Source organism: Puia dinghuensis (genome assembly GCF_014642875.1).
Classification (GTDB): domain Bacteria; phylum Bacteroidota; class Bacteroidia; order Chitinophagales; family Chitinophagaceae; genus Puia; species Puia dinghuensis.
Window position 1 is genome coordinate 749,237 of the sequence record NZ_BMJC01000002.1, and the last position, 20,020, is coordinate 769,256.

20 protein-coding genes are annotated in these 20,020 nt (G+C 52.7%); 8 read left to right on the forward strand and 12 right to left on the reverse strand.

From position 1 onward, the window contains the following. Positions 1-125 precede the first annotated feature (125 nt). Together IEY39_RS11255 and IEY39_RS11260 are read left to right on the forward strand one after the other, a co-directional pair. Positions 126-974, forward strand: a complete 849-nt coding sequence (locus IEY39_RS11255; protein ID WP_188931457.1) for an NAD(P)-dependent oxidoreductase — start codon at positions 126-128, stop codon at positions 972-974. 47 nt (positions 975-1,021) lie between these two features. Then, positions 1,022-1,540, forward strand: a complete 519-nt coding sequence (locus IEY39_RS11260) for an ExbD/TolR family protein (RefSeq protein WP_188931459.1) — start codon at positions 1,022-1,024, stop codon at positions 1,538-1,540. Here the strand turns inward: IEY39_RS11260 and IEY39_RS11265 are convergent. From IEY39_RS11265 to IEY39_RS11275, 3 genes are all read right to left on the reverse strand, one after another. Continuing rightward, entirely contained in the window at positions 1,497-2,762 is a 1,266-nt protein-coding gene (locus IEY39_RS11265; protein WP_188931461.1) for an MFS transporter, read from the reverse strand. The genes IEY39_RS11260 and IEY39_RS11265 overlap by 44 nt on opposite strands. Before the next feature lie 82 nt (positions 2,763-2,844). Beyond that, a complete protein-coding gene (locus tag IEY39_RS11270) occupies positions 2,845-3,132 on the reverse strand; it encodes an ArsR/SmtB family transcription factor (protein WP_188931463.1) in 288 nt (95 codons plus the stop codon). 89 nt (positions 3,133-3,221) lie between these two features. Then, positions 3,222-4,109, reverse strand: coding sequence for an NAD(P)H-binding protein (locus IEY39_RS11275; protein ID WP_188931465.1), 888 nt, complete (start codon positions 4,107-4,109; stop codon positions 3,222-3,224). Between the two features lie 73 nt (positions 4,110-4,182). On the opposite strand from IEY39_RS11275, the gene IEY39_RS11280 reads away from it, so the two are divergent. After that, entirely contained in the window at positions 4,183-4,533 is a 351-nt protein-coding gene (locus tag IEY39_RS11280) for a winged helix-turn-helix transcriptional regulator (protein ID WP_188931467.1), read from the forward strand. A gap of 14 nt (positions 4,534-4,547) precedes the next feature. Here the strand turns inward: IEY39_RS11280 and IEY39_RS11285 are convergent, their stop codons facing one another. Continuing rightward, a complete protein-coding gene (locus IEY39_RS11285) occupies positions 4,548-6,947 on the reverse strand; it encodes an ABC transporter permease (protein WP_188931469.1) in 2,400 nt (799 codons plus the stop codon). 351 nt (positions 6,948-7,298) lie between these two features. On the opposite strand from IEY39_RS11285, the gene IEY39_RS11290 reads away from it, so the two are divergent. Then, entirely contained in the window at positions 7,299-7,499 is a 201-nt protein-coding gene (locus tag IEY39_RS11290) for a hypothetical protein (RefSeq protein ID WP_188931471.1), read from the forward strand. Positions 7,500-7,515: 16 nt separating this feature from the next. Further along, positions 7,516-8,421, forward strand: a complete 906-nt coding sequence (locus IEY39_RS11295; protein WP_188931473.1) for a helix-turn-helix transcriptional regulator — start codon at positions 7,516-7,518, stop codon at positions 8,419-8,421. On the opposite strand, the gene IEY39_RS11300 is transcribed toward IEY39_RS11295, so the two are convergent. Further along, positions 8,401-9,243: a sigma-70 family RNA polymerase sigma factor gene (locus IEY39_RS11300; RefSeq protein WP_188931475.1), complete on the reverse strand. Its 843-nt coding sequence runs from the start codon at positions 9,241-9,243 to the stop codon at positions 8,401-8,403. The genes IEY39_RS11295 and IEY39_RS11300 overlap by 21 nt on opposite strands. Continuing rightward, positions 9,244-9,717, reverse strand: coding sequence for a carboxymuconolactone decarboxylase family protein (locus IEY39_RS11305; protein WP_188931477.1), 474 nt, complete (start codon positions 9,715-9,717; stop codon positions 9,244-9,246). It lies immediately after the preceding gene. Between the two features lie 261 nt (positions 9,718-9,978). Between IEY39_RS11305 and IEY39_RS11310 the strand changes: the two genes are divergently transcribed. After that, complete coding sequence (locus IEY39_RS11310; protein ID WP_188931479.1) at positions 9,979-10,719, forward strand: murein L,D-transpeptidase catalytic domain family protein; 741 nt, start codon at positions 9,979-9,981, stop codon at positions 10,717-10,719. On the opposite strand, the gene IEY39_RS11315 is transcribed toward IEY39_RS11310, so the two are convergent. Continuing rightward, positions 10,680-12,329: a L,D-transpeptidase family protein gene (locus IEY39_RS11315; protein ID WP_188931481.1), complete on the reverse strand. Its 1,650-nt coding sequence runs from the start codon at positions 12,327-12,329 to the stop codon at positions 10,680-10,682. The genes IEY39_RS11310 and IEY39_RS11315 overlap by 40 nt on opposite strands. A 104-nt stretch (positions 12,330-12,433) precedes the next feature. On the opposite strand from IEY39_RS11315, the gene IEY39_RS11320 reads away from it, so the two are divergent. Further along, complete coding sequence (locus tag IEY39_RS11320) at positions 12,434-13,573, forward strand: terpene synthase family protein (protein WP_188931483.1); 1,140 nt, start codon at positions 12,434-12,436, stop codon at positions 13,571-13,573. Here the strand turns inward: IEY39_RS11320 and IEY39_RS11325 are convergent. Further along, positions 13,553-14,869, reverse strand: a complete 1,317-nt coding sequence (locus IEY39_RS11325; RefSeq protein ID WP_188931485.1) for a sensor histidine kinase — start codon at positions 14,867-14,869, stop codon at positions 13,553-13,555. The two genes, IEY39_RS11320 and IEY39_RS11325, sit on opposite strands and share 21 nt — an antisense overlap. Positions 14,870-15,226: 357 nt before the next feature. On the opposite strand from IEY39_RS11325, the gene IEY39_RS11330 reads away from it, so the two are divergent. Further along, positions 15,227-15,838 carry a response regulator transcription factor gene (locus IEY39_RS11330; RefSeq protein ID WP_188931487.1) on the forward strand — a complete coding sequence of 204 codons (612 nt, stop codon included), beginning with the start codon at positions 15,227-15,229 and terminating at the stop codon, positions 15,836-15,838. Between the two features lie 332 nt (positions 15,839-16,170). On the opposite strand, the gene IEY39_RS11335 is transcribed toward IEY39_RS11330, so the two are convergent. The 4 genes from IEY39_RS11335 to IEY39_RS11350 are packed head-to-tail and all read right to left on the reverse strand — an operon-like array spanning position 16,171 to position 20,020. After that, on the reverse strand, positions 16,171-16,929 hold the full coding sequence (locus tag IEY39_RS11335; protein ID WP_188931489.1) for an MBL fold metallo-hydrolase: 759 nt from the start codon (positions 16,927-16,929) through the stop codon (positions 16,171-16,173). 30 nt (positions 16,930-16,959) lie between these two features. Further along, positions 16,960-18,249 (reverse strand): acyltransferase family protein, encoded by a 1,290-nt coding sequence (locus tag IEY39_RS11340; protein WP_188931491.1) that lies wholly within the window; start codon positions 18,247-18,249, stop codon positions 16,960-16,962. 17 nt (positions 18,250-18,266) lie between these two features. Continuing rightward, the gene (locus IEY39_RS11345) at positions 18,267-18,977 is read right to left on the reverse strand and encodes a LytR/AlgR family response regulator transcription factor (protein WP_229688876.1); all 711 of its coding nucleotides are present in this window, start codon (positions 18,975-18,977) and stop codon (positions 18,267-18,269) included. Next, positions 18,974-20,020 carry a sensor histidine kinase gene (locus IEY39_RS11350; RefSeq protein ID WP_188931493.1) on the reverse strand — a complete coding sequence of 349 codons (1,047 nt, stop codon included), beginning with the start codon at positions 20,018-20,020 and terminating at the stop codon, positions 18,974-18,976. Before IEY39_RS11350 ends, IEY39_RS11345 begins: the two co-directional genes overlap by 4 nt.

Here is a 20,020-nt window from a genome sequence, read left to right on the forward strand (position 1 = left end):
ATACAGAGTATTACACATTCCAAATATACGTTTCTTCTAATTTTCAAGTCGAAAATGGGGCGGTTAGCCTGGGGATGGCGGGACGGCTTGAGATGGTCAATTGTGTATCTTTATAAAAAAAAGTTATGGTAGCATTCTTAGGCATGGGCCTTTTAGGCTCCAATTTTGTCAGGGCCATGATCAATAAAGGCGGGCAGGTACAGGTGTGGAACCGGACATTTTCAAAAGCGGCGGCATTGGAACAATATGGAGCAAAAGCATTTCCCGAGGTGATAGATGCGGTGAAAGGCGCGACGATAGTCCATCTGACTTTGAAGGATGATGCTTCGGTCGATGAGGTGTTGGCAAAAGCAGAACCGGGGCTGATGGCCGGCGCGACCATTATCGACCATACCACGACCTCGGCGCAGGGCGCGATCGATCGCACCAGGCAATGGGGCCAAAAGGGATTTACCTATTTGCATGCCCCGGTATTCATGGGTCCGCCCAATGCATTGGACAGCACCGGTACCATGCTGGTGTCGGGAGACCAGGCCGTTATCGCCCGCTTCGAACCAGCGCTGGCGAAGATGACGGGGAAGGTGCTGAATTTTGGCACGGAAACAGGTAAGGCGGCCGCAATGAAGCTGCTGGGGAATTTGTTCCTCGTAACGCTCACCGGCGGGCTTACCGATACACTTGCTTTTGCAAAATCAGTCCATATCTCCATGGATGAGATCAATATGCTGTTCGACACCTGGAATCCGGCGGGAATGGTGCCGGCCCGGCTGAAGCGGATGACGTCGGGCAACTATAGCAGCCCTTCGTGGGAGTTGAGCATGGCGAGGAAGGATACCCGTTTGATGATGGAGGCGGCGTCGCAGGGGAGTCTGACCATTATACCGGCAATTGCCGCGAAGATGGATAAATATATTGCGGAAGGGCATGGGGGTGATGACTGGACGGTTATCGCGAAGGATGCTGTTCCGAAGTAGGTTTGTGGAATTGGCTGACCGGGGCATCTAAATAGGAAATACTTCTTATGGCGGAATTGGATGTCTCCGGCCGTGGCCACAAAAAAGGCCCCGGCGTCCGGAAAGGGAAAAAATTGTCCCTTCGCGTGGACCTTACCCCAATGGTCGATCTTGGATTCCTGCTTATTACCTTTTGCATGTTTACGATGACGATGGCAAAGCCGAAGGCGCTGCATCTGATCTTACCAAAGGATGTGCCCAACGACCAGCGGCAACCCGCGAAAGAATCGCAGGTGATAACACTTTTATTAGGCAAGAAGAATAAGGTGTTCTTTTACGAAGGCAAGGATCCTGCACAAATGAAGTCCGGTGATTATAAAAGCATCCGGGAAGTGCTGATGGATAAAAAGAGACGGAGTGACAAAGCCTTTTTTCAAGTTATCCTCAAGCCTTCCCGGGATGCCAATTATCGTAATGCAGTTGCGATACTGGATGAGATGATCATCGATGACATCAGGCATTATGCGTTTGTCGACATCGATCCTAGTGAGTATACATTGCTTCGGCAACAGCCGGGGCAGCAGTAGCTGCTTTTTCGCCGGTGGCCAGTCTCGCCGTCCCGCGGTAGCGATAGCGCTGAAACAGGATGAACGATAGGATACCCAACAGTACGAAGACCAGGTAGGCTACGGCGAGCGCAGCCTGGTTCTTTATGACCAGGGTATTGACGATGCCATAGCTGAAAAAGGACGTGATGACGAAGTTGCCGCCGCCGGTGAGGCCACTGACGATGCCGCCATGCCCATGGAACCGGCCGAGGGCATACGAAAAGATATTATTAAAGATGAACCCGGCGCCGACGTTCAGGAGCATCACGAAGGGAAGCAGCGTATAAAGATTGGAAAGATAGAATACGGACACCAGGAGAAGAGCGACGGCGACGACCGTCTGCAGACCCATGGCCACGGGAATCTTTCTATCCAGCGGTCTGTGGATGATAGACTTCGAGATGATGCCGCCGGTCATCAGCGCTACACCGGAAAGCAGAGAGCTATAGCCGGTGATGATCGGTGAACAACGATAAACGTGTTCGATGATAAAGGGACTCGTCATCCCATATACCATCAGCATACTGTAGCTGAGGCCCATGATGATCATGGACATTCCATAGTCGCGGGTTTTCAACATCGAGCCATAAGTATTGAGAATGGCGGCAGGCTTGAAAGGGCTTAAGGTCTTTAAGGATTCACCGCCGAAGACCAGGTCGAGGCCCAGGATGGCGAGGGTAAAGAACCCGAGAAAATAGAAGCTGCCATGCCAGCCGAAGGCAGCCTGCAAATAACCGCCGATGAAGGGAGCCACGATGGGAGCCGTAGCCCAGACGATGGAGAAGAGGCTCGTATAACTCCTGAGCTTCTCGCCTTCAAACGTATCGAGGAAGTAGGCCCGTTTGCCCACAGCGATGATCGCCACCGTTATCCCGTGCACTACACGCATTGCGAAAAGCACATAAATGCTATGTGTATTGGCAATGACAAAGCTCGCGAGGGAGAAGAGCAGCATGGCGGCTATGCTGATGCGAAAGCGGCCGAAACTATCCAGAAGGCTTCCCACAAACAGCTGACTGATGCCGGCAGTGACGAGGAAGACGAGTAAAGTATTCTGAATGGCGCCACTGCTCACGTGTAGATCGGCGGCCATAGCTGGCAGCGACGGCAGATAGACATCAGTAGCAAGTCCGGTCAGCGGGATGAGCGCAAAGGCCAAGACGGTTGCAATCCCGCGATTCTTTTCTTTTATCAGTCTCATGATCGTTGATTTAGTAGTTCCTTCCATTCGATATAACGAAATATATCGATGATTTGTTCGAAAAAAAATGTCATCTTCTCTCCTACCCCTGGAAACATTTGAGGTATTCCACATACTCGGCAAAGGCATCGTTGTTGATCTTGTATTTTGTACAGCGGCCTTCTTTTTCTGCGACGACCAGATCAACGTCTACGAGTTGCTTCAGGTGATGGGACACGGTAGATTGGGCGAGGTTGAAGTTTTCGGTTATGGCTGTGCATTGGGTCCATTCGGGGTTTTGCCGGATGTACTCCAACATCTTGATGCGGTAGGGGTCGCCCAGCGCCTTACACATCCTTTCCAGCCGCCTGGTATCGAGTTTTCCGTTCACGGTACAAATGTATCGATGTTTTTCGATTGGACAATGTCGGCGCGGCGACGTAGGGGGAGGAACCGGCCTAACGGCCGGTTCCTTCATGGCTAGTTCTGTGCGAAAGCAACAGCAAATTCCTTTGCAAAATCCTCCAGCTTCGTGGGCGACAACTGCGGCCGGTGCTTTTTATAGTCAGCGAACATCAGGCCGGTACGGGCAGCGACGCCCATTTCGGTGTAGTTGCGGACGACCTCTTCGGACAGCCCTGCGCCGAGAAGGCCCTTGCGGGTGTCTTCATCGCCGAACTCGACATAAGGCAGCCCCGGCTTCCCAACGGCTGCGCCGATGACGGCAGCAATATCCTTGCTGGTCCTTTCATCGCTGGCAACATACCGGACGCTGCTGCCTTGGAAAGCGAGACTGAGCAATTCTTCCGCGGCGACTGCTGCAATATCCCGGGGGTGAACCAATGTGAGCGGGACATCGGCGCCATAGTTGTTGCCATAGATGCCGCCCTGTTTGATCATCCCGATGTTGGAGTAGAGGTTGGTATAGAAAAAGCCGGCCCGCAGGTGCCGGATGTCTACACCGGAGAGCGCGTTGAGCGCTTCTTCAGCCAGATGCAGGCCGGAGACCGGCCCTACCCCATCGGGCAGATCGGCTCCCATACTGCTGAGATTGACGACTTTTTTGACCCCGGCCGCCTTGATAGCCTCAGCATATTTCTTCCCGATGCCGCCGATCCATTGCTTCCATTCCTTTGCATCCCACTTTGGAGGGATCATGGCGTAAATGGCGTCCGCACCTTTGAAGGTGCTGGTTAAGAAGGCAATATCTTCGATCGAACCTATGGCGGCGGTAGCCCCCAAGGCTTCGATGGCCGGCTTTCTGTCCGCGTGGCTGCTCACGATGGTAATGTTGTGCCCTGCCTTAATCAATTGTGTTGCAAGGGGTTTGGTAATGTTTCCAAGCGACCCCAGTAAAACGTATTTCATATTTTTTGAATTGAGGCAACAAAGCTATACCTTCACTATCGATTTTGATAGTACTTACCCTAAAGTATGTACCATGACAGCAATTAAGGAAAGCTCTACCAACCAGCAAAACAAGCAGATAGTGCAGGCATGCCCGGTGACCTATACCCTCGAGAGGATTGGCGGGAGATGGAAACCACTGATACTGTATCAATTGATGGCCGGCGCCACGCGCTATGGACAATTGCGGAAGGCGATTCCCGGTATCACCGAGAAGATGCTGATCCAACACTTACGGGAACTGGAGGTGGATAACCTTATCGTGCGGGATGTGAAGCCCGTTGTACCACCACATGTGGAGTACAGCCTGTCTGAAAATGGGATAACCCTCACCCCTATCCTACAAGCGATGGCGGAGTGGGGATTGGCGAGAAGGGGAATATGAGTGCCCATCGGCCGTTACTCTTCCTTGAGCGCATTTGCCGGGTTGATGCGCGCGGCTCTGACTGTGAGCCAGCCCGTCGTTGCGATCGTGATCGCGATAAGCAGCGCCACCGGCAGCGCAAATTGCCACCAGACGAGGGTAGTACGGAAGGCATAGCCCTGCATCCATTGAGAGATAAGCCATCCGGCGAGAGGCAAGGCGACGGCGCCTGCGATGACGATGAGCCGGACAAACTCCCAGGTAAGCAACCGGGTGATGCCCGCCACGGAAGCGCCGAGGGTCTTACGGACGCCGATCTCTTTGGTCCGCCGGGTAACGGTGTAGGCGGTGAGGCCGAACAACCCCATACAGGCTATGACGATCGCCAGGGCAGAGAACCAGCCGACAACCTGGCCAAACTGCCGTTCGCGCCGGTATTGCTGGTCATAATACTCGTCCAGGAAAAAATAGTCGAAGGAAGACTCGGGAAAGAGACCCGCCCAGGTCGTTTTGATGCGGCCGACGAGGCCGGCAATGTCGGCCGTACTGACCTTTAGGGAGTAATAATGCACCGGTACCCAGGGATAAGCGGGGTCCATGAAAAGGATAACAGGGGTATAGTCCTGTTGGAGGGATTGCTGGTGATAGTTGCGAATGACTCCGATGACCTTATCCGGCCTTCCGGGGTTGACTTCAAGCCAGATCCTTTCGCCGATGGCCGCTTCCGGTGAGGCAAAGCCGAACTGCTGCACCGCCGCCTCATTGAGGACGAGTCCGGTGGAATCGGCCAGACGGCCCTGCCCGAAGCCACGGCCGGCAATAACCTTCATCCCATAAAGCCCGATGAAGTCCGGGTCGACCTTCAGCATCTCATAGGTGCGTTCATTCTGTTTGGCATCGCTATACCTCCTGTTGGCGAGAAACTCCCCCACCTCTCTGCCGGGTATAGACCCCGAGCCCGTGACGCCTTTGACCCCGGAAAGGTTTAACAACGAGGTTCTCCATGCAGCGGCTTTTTGAGCGTAATCGGGCGTATTTACGGGGACTTTTACCACCAGCGTCTGGTCGATGTTGACACCCAGCGGCTGCTGCAGCATAAAGCGGATCTGCCGGAAGATGGCCAGCGTGCCAGCGATAAGCAGAAGGGACAGCGTAAACTGAAAAATGACCAGCCCCTTCCTGAACCGGAGGCCGGCGGGAGAAAAAGAATAACGCCCTTTCAGGACGGCGATGGGCTTCAGCCCTGCCAGCACCAGCGCAGGATAGAGTCCGGAACCCACGATGCAGGCGACGAAGACGACGAACAGCCTTATACAAAGACCGGTGTCGAAGCTGAGGCTATAAGGGACGGAGGCCGCAAGAACAAGGCTCACGAGGCCGATGGCAAAAACAAGAGCAAGGACGCCGACAAGGAAAGACTCGAAGAGAAACTGCGAGGCCAGCTGCCACCGGCGGGCGCCGCTCACTTTCCGGACGCCTACCTCTTTCGATCGCTGGACGGCGCGGGCCGTAGACAGGTTAATATAGTTGATGCAGGCAATGAAGAGAATGAACCAGGCAATGCCCGACAGGAAGTTGACGGCCTTGCGATCGCCCTTTGTCTCTTCCTCATATTGTTTGGCCGGATTGAGATGGATGTCGGCAAGCGGGATCAGGGTGATGGCCCATTTCAGCTCTTTGAGGGCCGGACCGTCCTTATACCTTTCCGCCAGGGCGGGAAACTTCGCCTCCACTGCATGGACATCAGTGCCGGGCTTCAGGTGCAGCCAGGTATAGCTTTGGTGGAGATACCAGGTGGTTTGCTGCCATACCGGCGATGTGGCCCAGGAGAGCAGGTAATCCTTGTGGAGGGTGGAGTTGGCGGGGAAATCGGCGAAGACGCCCGTAACCATACAATGATAGGTTCGGGAGATGGTGCTGATGTCGAGGAACCGGCCCATGGGGTTAGCCGCACCAAAATAGCGTCGGGCCGCCGATTGGGAGATAGCGACCGTGTTGGTATTCTTTAGCACAGTATGTGGGTCGCCCTGCAGCAGCGGATAGGAAAAAAAAGAAAAGAAGTTGCTGTCGGCAAAGCAAATCCGCTGTTCGCGAAACTTAATATCGTTGTTACGCATCACCACTTCACTGCCGCTGAAGTTGATGCGGGTGTAAGATTCGACCTCGGGGAAGTTGTCCTTCATGGCAAGTGCATAACCATTGGTGCTGGTAGCCCAATCGTTGACCAGCTGATCTCCCTTATAGAAGCGGCTTTCCACCCGGTAGATATTTTCACCGTCTTTATGCATGCGGTCGAAGCTGTTCTCGAAATGCACATAGGCGTTGATGAGGATAAAGGCGGCCAGACCAAGGGCGAGACCCAGGATGCTGATGGCGGAATAGGTTTTGTTCCGGTGAAGGATTCGCCAGGCCGATTTAAGATAGTTGCGGAACATAGGACAATTTTGTACAAGATACCGATTTATCCTGGCAGGTAAAGAGGTGCGGGTGACGAGGGACCGGGAGCGTTTTATCAAGGCGGGCTAACATAGGAATGCATGTAACCAGGGCCGGACCGTTTTTCCAAATGATGAGATCAGCTTTTAATAGGTGTTAGCAACGGCGATAGATAAATACTCCCGGTCCCAGCGTCAGCGACGTTGCGGTGGTGCGGCTTGCCCCTTTTTGCAAGAAAATTTCAGGCCGGATTTTTTTTAGCGGCAGATTTTTACGCGCGCTATTTGTGGAATTATTTCCCCACGAGCGGTATCCCGTTAGTGTGGCATGATTATTTGGCTTGATAAGAAATGAAGAACAAACAAAAAATAGCCGACACCGGCGTCCGGAAGCCCCCCGTCAGACGGAAGGAAACACCTTTCCTGCAGGAGCGCCCTCCTGAAGAGAAAAAGGAACGATCGCTTAACGACGATGACATAGAAGCCGATCGTCACAATGGTTCGGGCGGAGCGTTTGAAGCAACGGAGCGAGAATGGGACGATGAGGATTAGTTGTACACTAGCCACTATGCAAGATATTTTTAGCGACGGAAGATTGGTACTCTCCTGCAAAGACGACATCCGGATGGTATATTACCGGCAGCGGGAAGCTGCCGAAAAAACCTATCTTCAACTCGAAGAAAGCACGCTGACTTTTGTCCTTCATGGACGAAAATGGTTGTATCATGCCTTCGGTAAACTGGAAATAGGTGCGGGGGAAGGTTTTTTCATGTCCCCGGGAAATTATCTCCGGTCAGAGCGGCTGGCAGACAGCCTGCACGGGTATGCTTCGCTGGTGATCGGGCTCTCCGGCGAATTTCTGGCTTCTCTCGACGGACTGTCCGAGGACGAGTCGCTCGCAGCCGGGCAGCGGCAGCCCATCATCCGGCTGGAACAGGATGCGCTGCTGATGGGGCTTATAGCGCAGCTGGCGGATTATTTCGATTCCCCGGGCGAAAAGGCAAGAGTAGAGGCCATCCTTCCTTTTAAAATCCGCGAACTGCTCACCTTGTTGTTGACCGCCCCGGCCAACAAGGGATTGGATGTCCTGTTACGGCAGGGTCCCTCGGAGAACCCGCTAACCCTCCTGATGGAAGCACATTTCCGGGAGGCGCTCAGCCTCGGGCAGCTGGCTTTTCTTGCCGGCCACAGCTTGTCTTCCTTCAAACGCAAATTCGAAGCGATACATCATATGTCGCCCAAGCGGTGGATACTGCAGCGGCGGCTTAAGGAAGCCTATTCCCTGCTGGAAGACAGGAGCCGCAACGTCACCGAAGTATGTTATGCCGTGGGATTCGAGAACCTGCCGCATTTTGTCCAGCTTTTCAAACAACGCTATCACATCACACCCAAACAGCGGCAGCTGCATCCCGCCCACTCCTACCTTGCCAGTATGGGGGTCCCTGAGCCGGTCTTAGGAGTTGATGTTCTTTAATTTTTCCGGGTCGACGACAGCGTTGATCTGTACGATGCGGTCACCGGCGGGTGAAATATCGAATACCACACAAGAGATCAGCCTGCTCCCGTTGTAAAACAGAAGGGCGGGCTGATAATTGACCTCGGTGAAGCGGATCGTGGATTTGAGCTGATAGGTATGATAAACCAGCGCCAGCAGCTCTGCCACTTCGGGTGCGCCGGTGCATATCTTCCGTACGACATTGATCTTGCCGCCGCCGTCCGCATAGAAGGCGATGTCTTCCGCCAGCAGCGCTTCCAGCTTGTCCATGTTGCGGGCGCGGATGGCGTCGATGTAATTTTGCAGGAGGACGTTCGTATGGGCGTCATGGATGGGATTCCGTTGGGACTCCCCCGGTTTGAAGAGGCGGGCCTTGGCCCGGCTCAGCAACTTACGCGAATGCTCTTCCGTGATGGACAGGATATCGGCGATCTCTTCATGTCCATAGTCAAAACTTTCCTTCAGAATAAAGACGGCCCTTTCCTTTGCATTCAGCTTTTCGAGCAGCACCAGCAGGGAGTAGGAAAGGATATCCTTCAGATAGACATTGGCATCCGCCGACTCGGTGGCCACCGGCTCCGGAAGCCAGACCTCGGATGAGGGGACCAGCTTCCGGCGCTGTTTCTTATTGATGGCCTGGTTGATGACGCTTTTTATCAGATAGGCTTTTTCATTGGCTATCCCTTCGCGGGGTTCGGCATAGTACTTCGCGAGCACGTCCTGGATGGCGTCCCGGGCGTCTTCGGCCGAACCCAGGATGTTATACGCATACGGGAACAGGATGTTCTGATAATCTTTCATTTAAGCGGTTGTTGTAGCTGCTTTGTATTCATTCACTTTATAATTACCCGGAGTGGTCCTGAAGGTCTTGTTGAGCCGGTTCCAGGTGTTGGTCATGGATACCGCGAGTGCAAGATCGGCAATCTGGGCTTTTGTAAAGTATTTCGTCAGCTCTTCGTACGTGGCATCATCTACGTCGCATTTGATAGTAAGGTCGTCCGTCATTTGGAGGGCAGCCCTTTCCGCATCGGAATAATAAGGGCATTCGCGCCAGGCGGGCAGGCTGTGGAGCCGTTGTTCGGTCTCGCCGTTGTGGATGGCATCCTTGTGGTGCATGTCGAGACAGAAGGCGCAGCCGTTTATCTGGGAGGCGCGGTAGGCTATCAGATCGAGGAATTTGGGTTCGAAGCCGGATTTGTCCAGATAATGGCCTACTGCGAGGAGGGTCTGCATGTACCCCTTCGGGGCTTCCATGAGGGAGATTCTTTGTTTCATATATTGCTGTTTTTCTTACAAGACACAGACCGGAAAAAAAGCGTGACAAAAAATATAATTAATTTCAAAGGGCTGGCGCGCGCATTAAGTCGCCGGAGGCGGCTTGTCCGAAGGGCTGGCGCGCGCATTTAGGAGGAGACCCCGTCGGACGGTACATGTTTTTCGTTAAAGTTTTCATAAAGCCACGGCGCTGTTGCCAGTGACCGGGAGATGCTGATAAATTTGCCGAAACCCAATATCAAATCAAAAAATCTTACTGTGATGAAGTTATTGTGGGCCGGACCAGCCGCCATCCTGATCTTAAGTTTTGCGCCGCACGCGACTTCCTTTACTCCGATTTCCTCTACTACTATTTCCACTGCCGCTACCGTTCACGCCAGGACCACCGTCTCGCTGGCCGACTCTGCCCGATTCGATCTTTTATATGAAGACCTGGACCTGCAAGGTCTGGCGCTTTCAAAAGAGGCTTTCCATAAGGCCGTACTTGGCTTTTTGACGTTGCAGATGAACGGAACGATACAAAATCCCGATGTCCTGTCGATCATCGATTTTTCCCTTCCCTCCACTCAAAAAAGACTGTTTGTCATAGACATGCTGAATGGCCGGCTGCTCTTCAACACGTTTGTCGCGCATGGTCGCAATTCGGGGGGACTGATGGCGACACGGTTCTCCAACCGGACCAACAGCTTTATGAGCAGTCTTGGCTTTTATCTGACGGGAGATGCTTTTTTCGGGCAACACGGTTATTCTCTGCGGCTGCAGGGAATAGAGCGGGGTTGGAACGATCATGCCTTTGCCCGAAGGATCATCATGCATCCGGCAGGCTATGTCAGCGAGGAACATATCCAGCAATGGGGATTCCTTGGCCGCAGTGAAGGGTGCCCTGCCATCCCCGAAGAACTGGATGGTGCCATTATCGATGAGATAAAAGGCGGCAGCTGTTTATTTTTGTATGCACCCAGCTATGGCAGGAATAGACGCCCGGCTACCGTGCTGTCATGACCATAGATGTCTTCCCTGAATTGAAGCTTGTTCTCTTCGTCCACCCAGGCGGTGTAATAAACGATAAGCACCGCGACGGGTTCATTAAGCTTGAGGCCGATGTTCTGCCCGGTTGCGATGGCCTTGTCTATGTCTTCGGCTGACCATCCCGGCATATCACGCAGGAGCCAGGCCGCCAGGCCACGGGCATTGGCCACGCGTATGCAGCCATGGCTATAGGCCCGCCGTGTCATATTGAACAGTTCTTTATGTGGTGAGTCGTGGAGATAGATATTGAAGCTGTTGGGGAACAGGAATTTTATCCTCCCCAATTCATTCTTCTCGCCTGGCCTCTGCCGGATGGCAGGCAGCCCTTGTTCCATGCCGGTTGTCTCCATGTCGTGTTTGGTCAGATAGGCGGTGTCTTTCTCCATGCCGGGAAGGATCTCTTTTTTTACGATAGAGGGCGGGACATTCCAATAGGGATTGAAGATGATCCTGTCGAGACGGCCGGAGAACAACACCGTGCTATGACCTTCTTTTCCCACGACGACGTTCATCGCCAGCGCCGGCCGGCCACTGTCCATAATTTGCAGCCGGAAATCGGGGATGTTGACGATGATGATCTGCTTGTCCGCGTCGGCGGGCATCCAGTACATGCGTTGAAGATTGACAAGAATCTGCTTTATCTGCGCCTTCACGGGGATATTGAGCTCTTTTATAACAGTGGGGCCGATGCGACCATCAGGTGTCAGGCCATGTACCCCCTGAAAAGCTTTTATAGCTGTTTCCAGTTGTTCGTCGAAGAGTTGGGTTGTATCCGATGGGACCATTTCCCCGGTGAATAGCAACCTTTTCTTTACGGCGATGATAAAACCGGCTTTGTCCCCGGGTTTGTAGCTCTTATTGGTCCGGGGCAGACGCCCCCACCCTCCTGCCTGCTGCCAGTCGAGATATTTTGGTAATTCTCTGGCGAGGGCCTGGTACCAGGGGCCTTCCATTCCCGAGGTGGCGAGGGCCATGCCGCTGTCCGCTACGAGGGAGCGCGCCATATCGAGGGGGACTTGCTTGCGTACAGGAATGAGTTGGAGAAAAGCCGTCAGACGTTGCTTCTTATCCGTATACCGGTGGTTGAGATAGTTCATAAACCGCCAGGTCATGAGCATTTCCGTCCTTTGCAGGACGGGGTCGATCGCTGTCAGCTGCAGGCTGTCTTCAGATTCCAGGGAGTTCAATTCCCCGTCCAGCCATTTGCGGCCCGTACTGCTATCCTGGCTGTATTGATAAAGCGTTGAGAAGGCAAGGGCCTGCTCGGTGAGCCCATCACGGGTGAACCAGGCATACTGGAAATTGCGGGCGTTGTAGAAATTGTGGAGCTCGTTTGCCAGGGTGTCGTTTAAATGCTGCTGGCGGATGAAATCCACCAGGTCGATGCTGTCGAGAAACAGATCGCTATAGGCGTGCGCCGGGTCGATGGTCGTGTTTCGGGGGATCGTGATCTCGCTTGCGGATGCAGCGGGCACCGATCTTCCGGAAGTGGAAGCCGTGGAGGTTTCTCCGGGGCGAGTGTGGTCCCGGCAGGATAGTATCGAACTAAGGAACAGGAATATTAACAATGGTTTATGAGTCATGGGTTAGCGTTTTCACATAGAAATAGAAAAATTGTGCCATGGAGTTACTGCTTAGATGAAAAGTAGTAACTTATAGAACCTTAATCATTTAAACTTTACCTATTATGCAACTTGAACCCAACGTTCAGGCAGTGACTTCATCTGCCATGAACCGTATTCAAAACGAATACGCCCGCCTCATCAGCCAGCATTTTTGCGTCTCCCTTCCCGATCTTTTCGACTCCGAAGCTTTTAACCTTGAGGATTATTGCCGGGATTATCATCCGCATCCGCAGATGGCGGAGATGATCAGGAACGTCATCGGGTATGGCAATGCGGTTGGCATTCTCCTGCCTAACGCCGAGCATTATCTCACCTGCGCCTTGTACCTGTTTCCCGACGCCCCGCCGGAAAAGATACTGCTCATTGCCCGCAACTACGCGGTGGACTTCTACCTGAATGACACGATGGGCCGGGAATACCGGTCAACGACCGCAGAGCGGCAGCGGCTTAATGAAATAAGGCGCCGGCTTGCGGGGATGTCCGATGCCACCCATGGCGTGGCGGCGGCTTTGTCGGTTGCGGATGCGGCCTTTGGCGCAGAGCGGGCCAACCTGGATGTGCTGGCGGAAATTGCGCGGACTTCGCCGGCATCCTGGTTCGAACCCTTTTTGTCGCTTTACCTGAAACATCTGTCGGTAGCTCACAAATCCTATGACTGCATCTCGCTTGGCTATATCCCCAAGATAGAGGAATATATCAGCATCAGGGCCGACATCTCGGGGATGCCGCATACGGTATCGATGATAGAATACAGCCAGGGCAACTATCTCGACTGGCCCTTACTGGAAAAGACCGGCCTGGCGGACGACCTAAGGGAGCTGAACACGACCGTTGCCCTCATCGGCGCGTTGATGAATGACGTTTTCTCTTTTGAAAAAGAAGTCATCGACAACCGCAGCGATTCGAATCTCCTGGCCATTATCGTGCTCAACAATTTCAAGATGGAGCTTAAGGAAGCATTGTCGGTAGCCACGACGATCGTTCGCAACCTGCTGATCGAATATGAAGGGAATGTGCGGACCATCGAACATAAGATCACCGCATCATTAGATGGAGAGCAAAGCGAACGACTGCAACAATACCTGGATGGCATAAAAAAATGTGTGCAGACCTGCTGGCTCTGGCAGGTGGACACGAAAAGGTATAAGCGCAGCCGGTCTATCTGGAAAGAGACGACTTTGTCAGGCATCGTTGTCGCGTAAGGGAAACCGAAGCTCGACTGCGGTACCGGTGTCGGGGTCGGAGGCTATGTCGATGCGACCCCCGAGGATATTTGTCAGGTAGTTGGTAATATACAACCCAAGACCGATGCCCTCGGGGTTTTCGGGGCTCTTGCTTGTCGCGTAGGGTTGAAAGATATGCGCGAGCTGGTCGGGTTGAAAGCCCTTTCCCTGATCAGAGACTCTTATTATCCAGACGCTGTCTTCCCTTCCGAAATAAACCCGGATGCGGGAGTCGGGGGGAGAGAATTTCAGGGCGTTGACAAAAATATTATAGAAGATCCTGCTGATCTTCAGCCGATCGGTGAGAACGATTGGCGGGAAGCCGTCCTGCTGGTCGATATCGACCCGGATGTTCTTCTCTTCGGCAAGGTATTGGTTGAACTGTACGATCTGTTTTAGTTCGGCAGCTGCGTCGATGAGTTCGTCATTGATCTCGTCGACCGTCCCCATCTTGAATTTGGAGAATTCAAGAAAGTGGTTGAGCATGTATTTGTAATTCTGCGAAGCCAGTAACAGGCTATCGGCCAACTGCGGCGTCACGGTGTGGCTCGACGAAACTCTGTCATGAATGACGGCGACGATGCTGCCGACCCCGAAATAGGCGCCCCTGATGTCATGGGAGATGTGCTGGAAGAAATTATTTTTGAGATTGTTGAGATTCTCGCCGGCATCCCGCGAGGCTTCGGCTTCGCGCGAACGGGTGTGGAAGCGAAGGACATTCTTCTTATACAGGTAGAAGATGAGCAACACCAGGGAAATGATCACGAGATAAACGACGCTTCTTATCAGCAAACTGACATTGGGGGTGAATTTTATCGCCTGGATGAAGGGATGCTGATATTCTATTTCCAGCAGAGACAGCAGGCAAAGTGTGATCAATACACAAATGATCCTGCTGGCAGTACTGTCGAAGACGAAGAAGATGAGCCCGAGGATGAAAAGGAACATCGACTGCACCCCAGCGTCAGGCCCCAGTATCGCACCGAAATAGAAAGTTGCCAGGTTGATAACGAAATAGAAAAGGATGTTGGCGAGAACATACTGCCGTCGAAAGTTGAGTGCGACGATCGCCAGCATCAGAAAGCCTTCTGCGTAGGCGCCGGCGAGGATGCCAGCCTTTCCGCTAATGAGGAAGAAGATCAATCCGGAGAAAAGATTCAACAGAAAGATGCAAACACACATCGTGTTGACGCCAACACAGATGGCGCGCCGGATATCGGACTCATAGAAGCCATCGGCTCCGGCATATTTTAGCTTTCGCCATAGTCTTAACATAGCCCAGGAAATGTAAAATATACCTTATTTATTATATTACCAATACCCTTTTTCTAGGCTAAATACTTGATGACCAGCACTATGAATACCCTTATGAAACAGGAGCGTTCTTCTCAAAAAAAATAACGCTTTGTCGAAATATCTCTACAGTCCAAATGGTAAAATGCATCTACTTTGCCGTCAATAGGATAAGGTTTAAATGGCTAATGCATCTGATTAGCGCATCCCTGCATGAAAGTGCAGGGTTTTTTTATTTTATGCAAATAGTTGATTACTAATCGCATGATTAAATCACTGCGCGATGGTGGCAGTATGAATAGTTATAATTGGTAGATGCGGGTAGTATTAAGGGACAATATGGTAACTAAATTGCTCATCGCTGATGATCACAGCATGACCCGAAAGGGACTGAAACTCCTTGTGGAGGGGCATATCGGGAAAGATGGTGTGAAGGAAGTGTGGACCTGTAGTCAACTGATGCAGGAATTGCAGACAAAAACATATTCGCATCTTATTCTCGACATTTTCCTTTCCGACGGCAGCGCGCTGGAAGTTATCCCTGCTATCCGTAATCTATATCCTGAACTCGAGATACTGATCTTTTCCATGCAGCCGATAACCGTTTATGAGCGGGCATTGCTTCCCTACCGGATCAGGTATTTTGTTTCCAAGGCAGCCAATGAACTGGAGACCATGCGGCTGATAGGTCAGTTTCTCACCAACCAGCGTCCCGCATCGGAGAACTCCGAAGAAAAAGAGATCGAGTCTTTCCCCTTTGCCGGGATGCCCGCCCGGGAAATGGATGTCCTGCACTATCTCCTGAAAGGTTGGAAGACGACACAGATAGCGGATACGCTAAACCTCAGTGTCAGTACGGTATCGACGCTGAAGTCGCGGATCTTCGAACGCACCCGGACAAAGAATGTCATCGAACTCATGGAGCTGGCGAGCATTCACAATGTGAATTGATCGGGGGAAAATAATCGTAAATCTACGATAAACATACATAGTAATTTTCCTATCACTAAGAGTTTCCCTTAAGGTCCACTAAGCCAATGGAGGAATGTTAGCGAATAGTGGACAGAATGTTATGAGATGCTTCTGATTCACTGCATCTTTGATATCAAGCAAAACCTGCAAGTTTGATTTCCAATATCCACCCGAAAGCCATCCGGCTTATGAAGACCGCAATGCGCCAATATCCTAGTGAAGGCCATTGTTGAGACCCGCCGGAATTAATTAGGCCGCCAAGTTTCCTTGGCGGCTTTTTGTTTTGCGCGGCAGTTTTTTCTGGCGGCTATTTATTTTGCCGGATACCAGTTCTTGAGGATCACCTTGATATTTTTATTGCCTGCTTCGACCTTTGCCTTGAAAGCCTTGACATCGCTAAACCCATCCTTGCCGCGATAGTGGTAGGGATAGACTTCTTTCGGCTTGAAAGCGAGGACGGCGTCTGCGGCTTCGTTGACGTCCATCGTATAGGGCAGATTCATACAGACAAAGGCGACATCGATATTTTTGAGGGCCCTCATCTCGGGGATGCCCTGGGTGTCGCCGGAGATGTAGATATTCTTTCCACCGATGCCCAATACATAGCCGTTGCCGCGGCCCTTGGTGTGCATAGCCGTGGGGCTTTCGGGAAGGTTATACATGGGGATGGCGGTGATGGTTATGCCTGCCTGGGTGGTCGTTTCACCGTTGTTGAGGATGACGGCCTTGGCCTTGAGGTCGCCGGGCAATTTATCCGCCACTGCCTTTGGCATTACCAGGATGGTCGAAGAAGTGCGGACGGCGGAGAGGGTGGCGGGATCCATGTGATCACCATGGATGTCGGTAATGAAGATGAGATCGGGTGGTTTTATCCCCGTATAGTTGGCTGCGCCCCCGGTGGGATCGACGTAGATCGTCAAATTTTTCAGGGTAAGCACCATGGTCGCGTGGACAAGCGGCTGGATGGTGAGCGGCCCCTTTGATGTGGGCAGTTCGTCGGGAGTGTCGCGCTGCGCAAATGCGGTGCTGATGGCAAGAACAGACAGGAAAGATAAAAGGAATGGTTTCATAATGCGTTGTTTGAGTAGGGCAAAAGTACGTTAGACTTTGATATAGATCTTCCGCTTATCCAATTGTTGGCCGATAAGCCAGTAGAGGGCAAGGAGGGTGAGGGCATAAACGACCGAGGCATTCTCTTCGTGGCCAAGGGACAGGGGTTTGCAGCAGTGGTTGTAGAACCAGGCCATGGGATTGCTCGTTTTGCCCCCATCGCTGAAATGGATGAGCCTGACCAGCCGGGGCAGAGCGCCGCTTAAAATGAAAATAAAGAGCGGATTCTTTCCAAAGACGTCGAAAAATTTGCTCCAGGAGCCTGTGACGTTGGCTAATGACTGGCCTTCGGCCGGCCCGGCGGTGCCGGCCCTTCGAACTTCGATGAAGTAGATGAGCAGCGACAGTGTCCCTAATGCCCAACCGGCGGCGACCAGCACATAGCTACTTGTCCAGATCTTTTTGTTGATGGGGAAGAGGGCGCCCCAGCAATAGCCGGCGAGCAGGAGAATAAAGGCCGCTACGAGGAGCTGGGCCAGCATGTCATAGGACTTCCCTTTCAGGCGGATGTAGGTGCCGGCAAAATACCCCAGGATCACGCTGACGATGGCGGGTATGGTGCTTGCCAGACCTTCCGGATCGAAGGCAACGCCCTCGCCATGGTACATATGCTGGGGGCCGAAGACGGTCTTATCGATGGCGGTGCCGAAGTAGCCGTTGAGGCTGTAGGGGTCGGCAGGGTCGCCCAGGAAGAGACACAGCGCCCAATAGCCGATGAGCAGACAGCCGCTGATGAAGAAAGCACCTCTCAATTTTGCGCGAACGCCGCTTTCGGGCTGACTCAAAAAATAGCCCGACGCGGCATTCGAGCTAATGTCTGCCCTTCGGGCGACGAACCTCCGGTTCGTATAGTAGATGATGAGGGCGGCGCCGCAATACGCCAGCGCGATCCGCGCCAGGACACCCATCACCCGAACGCCGGTGAGATCGCCGTTGTCGTTGATCCATGTCCATCCACTGCCCACCAGGTGGTCGTGGCTCCAGTGGACGAAGGGAAACCAGTTGAGCAGGACGTTGATGACAAAGATCAGCAAGGTACGGCGGAAGACCTTTTGCAGGAAATAGGCGTTGCCTTTTTCTTCCATCCGGGGCATGACAAAGGCGAGGGCATTGCCGACGGCAAAGAGGAAGAAAGGAAAGACGAGGTCGGTGGGGGTAAGTCCGTGCCAGGGGGCGTGGTCGAGGGGCGTGTAGGTTGGCCCTGGCTGGTTATTGACGAGGATCATAAAAGCGACGGTGGCGCCGCGGAAGACGTCAAGGGAATAGTACCGCTGGTTCATCCCCTGAAGATAGGAATTTATGCCCCGGGATCGATCTTTTTGAAAAAATCCTCGCGGCACGACCGGCTTAGCGGGATATCCCGGTTGCCGATGCGGATGATGTCATTGCGGATGGAGCTGATCTTATCCAGCATGACGATAAAGGATTTGTGCACCCGGGCGAATTTGCCTGCGGGCAGCTTTTCTTCGATGGCTTTGAGGCTCAGTTTGGAGAGCAGGGGTTTCGCCGTCCCGGTGAGATGGATGCGGATGTAATTGCGCAGCCCCTCGATATAAGTGATCTCGTGGATGAAGACCTTTGTCAGCTGATATTCCGTATGGATAAAAAGGTAGTCGGGGTAGTTGTTATGCTGACTTTCTTCCTTTTGTTTGAAGCCCTGGTATTCGAGGGCCTTATTAACGGCTTTTAGAAACCTGTCGAAAGAGACAGGTTTGACAAGATAGTCCAGGACATCGAGGTCAAAGCCTTCTACGGCATAATTGCGGTAGGCGGTGATGAAGATGACCATCGGTTTGTTGGGAAGACTTTTCAGGAAGCTCAGTCCACTGATGCCGGGCATCTCGATGTCGAGGAAAAGGAGGTCGATGGATCCTTGTTGCATCGCCTCCATTGCCGTATAGGCATTTTTGCATTTTCCCACCAATTGCAGGAAAGGCACCTGCCGGATATTGTCTTCGAGGATATCGAGCGCCGGTGTTTCGTCATCAATAGCGAGACATTTGATCATTGCAGCGGAATGTTTAAGGTGATGATGAACCAGTTTTCCGAGGCGGCAGCATCAACATGCAGAGTATCGGTACGCTGCAATTCAAATTCCCCGGGGTAGATCAGCTCCAGACGCTTGTTCAGGTTGCCCAGGCCGATGCCCGAAAATCTCCTCTCCTGCTGCCGCACTACCGGATTATATTTGTTCTTTACCGTCATGGCCAGGCGGGTGTTGTTCTCGATGGCGATGTCGATATAGATCACCGGCTCTTTCACCAGACCGATGCCATGTTTGAAGGCATTCTCTACCAGCGGGATCAGCAGCATGGGTTCGATGCACCGGCCATTCACTTTTTCGGGTGCATTGAACCGTACGGTGACGTCGTCGCCAAAACGCAGCAGCTGCAGGTCGATGAAGGCCCGGAGATAGCCGATCTCATCTTCGAGCCTTATCTTTTCATCGTTGGCATCGTACAGCATATAGTTCATCAGCCGGGCCAGCTCCATGAGCACGGGTTCGAGATGATCGGATTTTTTCCGGGCCAGCAGCACCATGCTGTTGAGTACGTTAAGCATAAAGTGGGGATTCACCTGGGCACGCAGAAAGGACAATTCGGTGCGCAGATGTTCGTTCTCTTTTTCCTTGTGGATCTTATCCAGCCTGGATGCTTCCCGGAAAGCTCCCACGCTGGCGCTGGTCAGGAGGATGAAAAGACCGGGGGCAATTCTTTTGGACACAGATTGAAAATACGTCACTCCAGCCGGCGGGAGCCCGCCCAGGTAGAAGACGAGCCCCGCCAGGAATACGACGATCAATAAGATGCCCAGAACCAGGAGCACATAGGCCGTCCGCTTCCGCTGGAAAAGATACCCTGGGATCAGCCAGTAAGCGTGCAGGTAAAAAAGTGCAATATAGGGTAAGCCGATGACGACCACCATGCTATCGGTGAGGTGCACTTCGTTGCGCCCATGGTTCCACGACCGTAGCAAAAAGATGCAGAGGAACAATAAGGCCCAGATGACGATGTGATAAACAACACTATATTTCCGTCGAATCCTGAACAT

What these genes read in the sequence shown, in the direction of transcription:
- IEY39_RS11285 (WP_188931469.1), bottom strand. Translation starts at nt 6,947, where the DNA reads ATGTTCCGCAACTATCTTAAATCGGCCTGGCGAATCCTTCACCGGAAC.
- IEY39_RS11310 (WP_188931479.1), top strand. Translation starts at nt 9,979, where the DNA reads ATGAAGTTATTGTGGGCCGGACCAGCCGCCATCCTGATCTTAAGTTTT.
- IEY39_RS11260 (WP_188931459.1), top strand. Translation starts at nt 1,022, where the DNA reads ATGGCGGAATTGGATGTCTCCGGCCGTGGCCACAAAAAAGGCCCCGGC.
- IEY39_RS11265 (WP_188931461.1), bottom strand. Translation starts at nt 2,762, where the DNA reads ATGAGACTGATAAAAGAAAAGAATCGCGGGATTGCAACCGTCTTGGCC.
- IEY39_RS11330 (WP_188931487.1), top strand. Translation starts at nt 15,227, where the DNA reads ATGGTAACTAAATTGCTCATCGCTGATGATCACAGCATGACCCGAAAG.
- IEY39_RS11280 (WP_188931467.1), top strand. Translation starts at nt 4,183, where the DNA reads ATGACAGCAATTAAGGAAAGCTCTACCAACCAGCAAAACAAGCAGATA.
- IEY39_RS11340 (WP_188931491.1), bottom strand. Translation starts at nt 18,249, where the DNA reads ATGAACCAGCGGTACTATTCCCTTGACGTCTTCCGCGGCGCCACCGTC.
- IEY39_RS11290 (WP_188931471.1), top strand. Translation starts at nt 7,299, where the DNA reads ATGAAGAACAAACAAAAAATAGCCGACACCGGCGTCCGGAAGCCCCCC.
- IEY39_RS11345 (WP_229688876.1), bottom strand. Translation starts at nt 18,977, where the DNA reads ATGATCAAATGTCTCGCTATTGATGACGAAACACCGGCGCTCGATATC.
- IEY39_RS11300 (WP_188931475.1), bottom strand. Translation starts at nt 9,243, where the DNA reads ATGAAAGATTATCAGAACATCCTGTTCCCGTATGCGTATAACATCCTG.
- IEY39_RS11350 (WP_188931493.1), bottom strand. Translation starts at nt 20,020, where the DNA reads ATGTTCAGGATTCGACGGAAATATAGTGTTGTTTATCACATCGTCATC.
- IEY39_RS11255 (WP_188931457.1), top strand. Translation starts at nt 126, where the DNA reads ATGGTAGCATTCTTAGGCATGGGCCTTTTAGGCTCCAATTTTGTCAGG.
- IEY39_RS11320 (WP_188931483.1), top strand. Translation starts at nt 12,434, where the DNA reads ATGCAACTTGAACCCAACGTTCAGGCAGTGACTTCATCTGCCATGAAC.
- IEY39_RS11325 (WP_188931485.1), bottom strand. Translation starts at nt 14,869, where the DNA reads ATGTTAAGACTATGGCGAAAGCTAAAATATGCCGGAGCCGATGGCTTC.
- IEY39_RS11275 (WP_188931465.1), bottom strand. Translation starts at nt 4,109, where the DNA reads ATGAAATACGTTTTACTGGGGTCGCTTGGAAACATTACCAAACCCCTT.
- IEY39_RS11295 (WP_188931473.1), top strand. Translation starts at nt 7,516, where the DNA reads ATGCAAGATATTTTTAGCGACGGAAGATTGGTACTCTCCTGCAAAGAC.
- IEY39_RS11315 (WP_188931481.1), bottom strand. Translation starts at nt 12,329, where the DNA reads ATGACTCATAAACCATTGTTAATATTCCTGTTCCTTAGTTCGATACTA.
- IEY39_RS11335 (WP_188931489.1), bottom strand. Translation starts at nt 16,929, where the DNA reads ATGAAACCATTCCTTTTATCTTTCCTGTCTGTTCTTGCCATCAGCACC.
- IEY39_RS11305 (WP_188931477.1), bottom strand. Translation starts at nt 9,717, where the DNA reads ATGAAACAAAGAATCTCCCTCATGGAAGCCCCGAAGGGGTACATGCAG.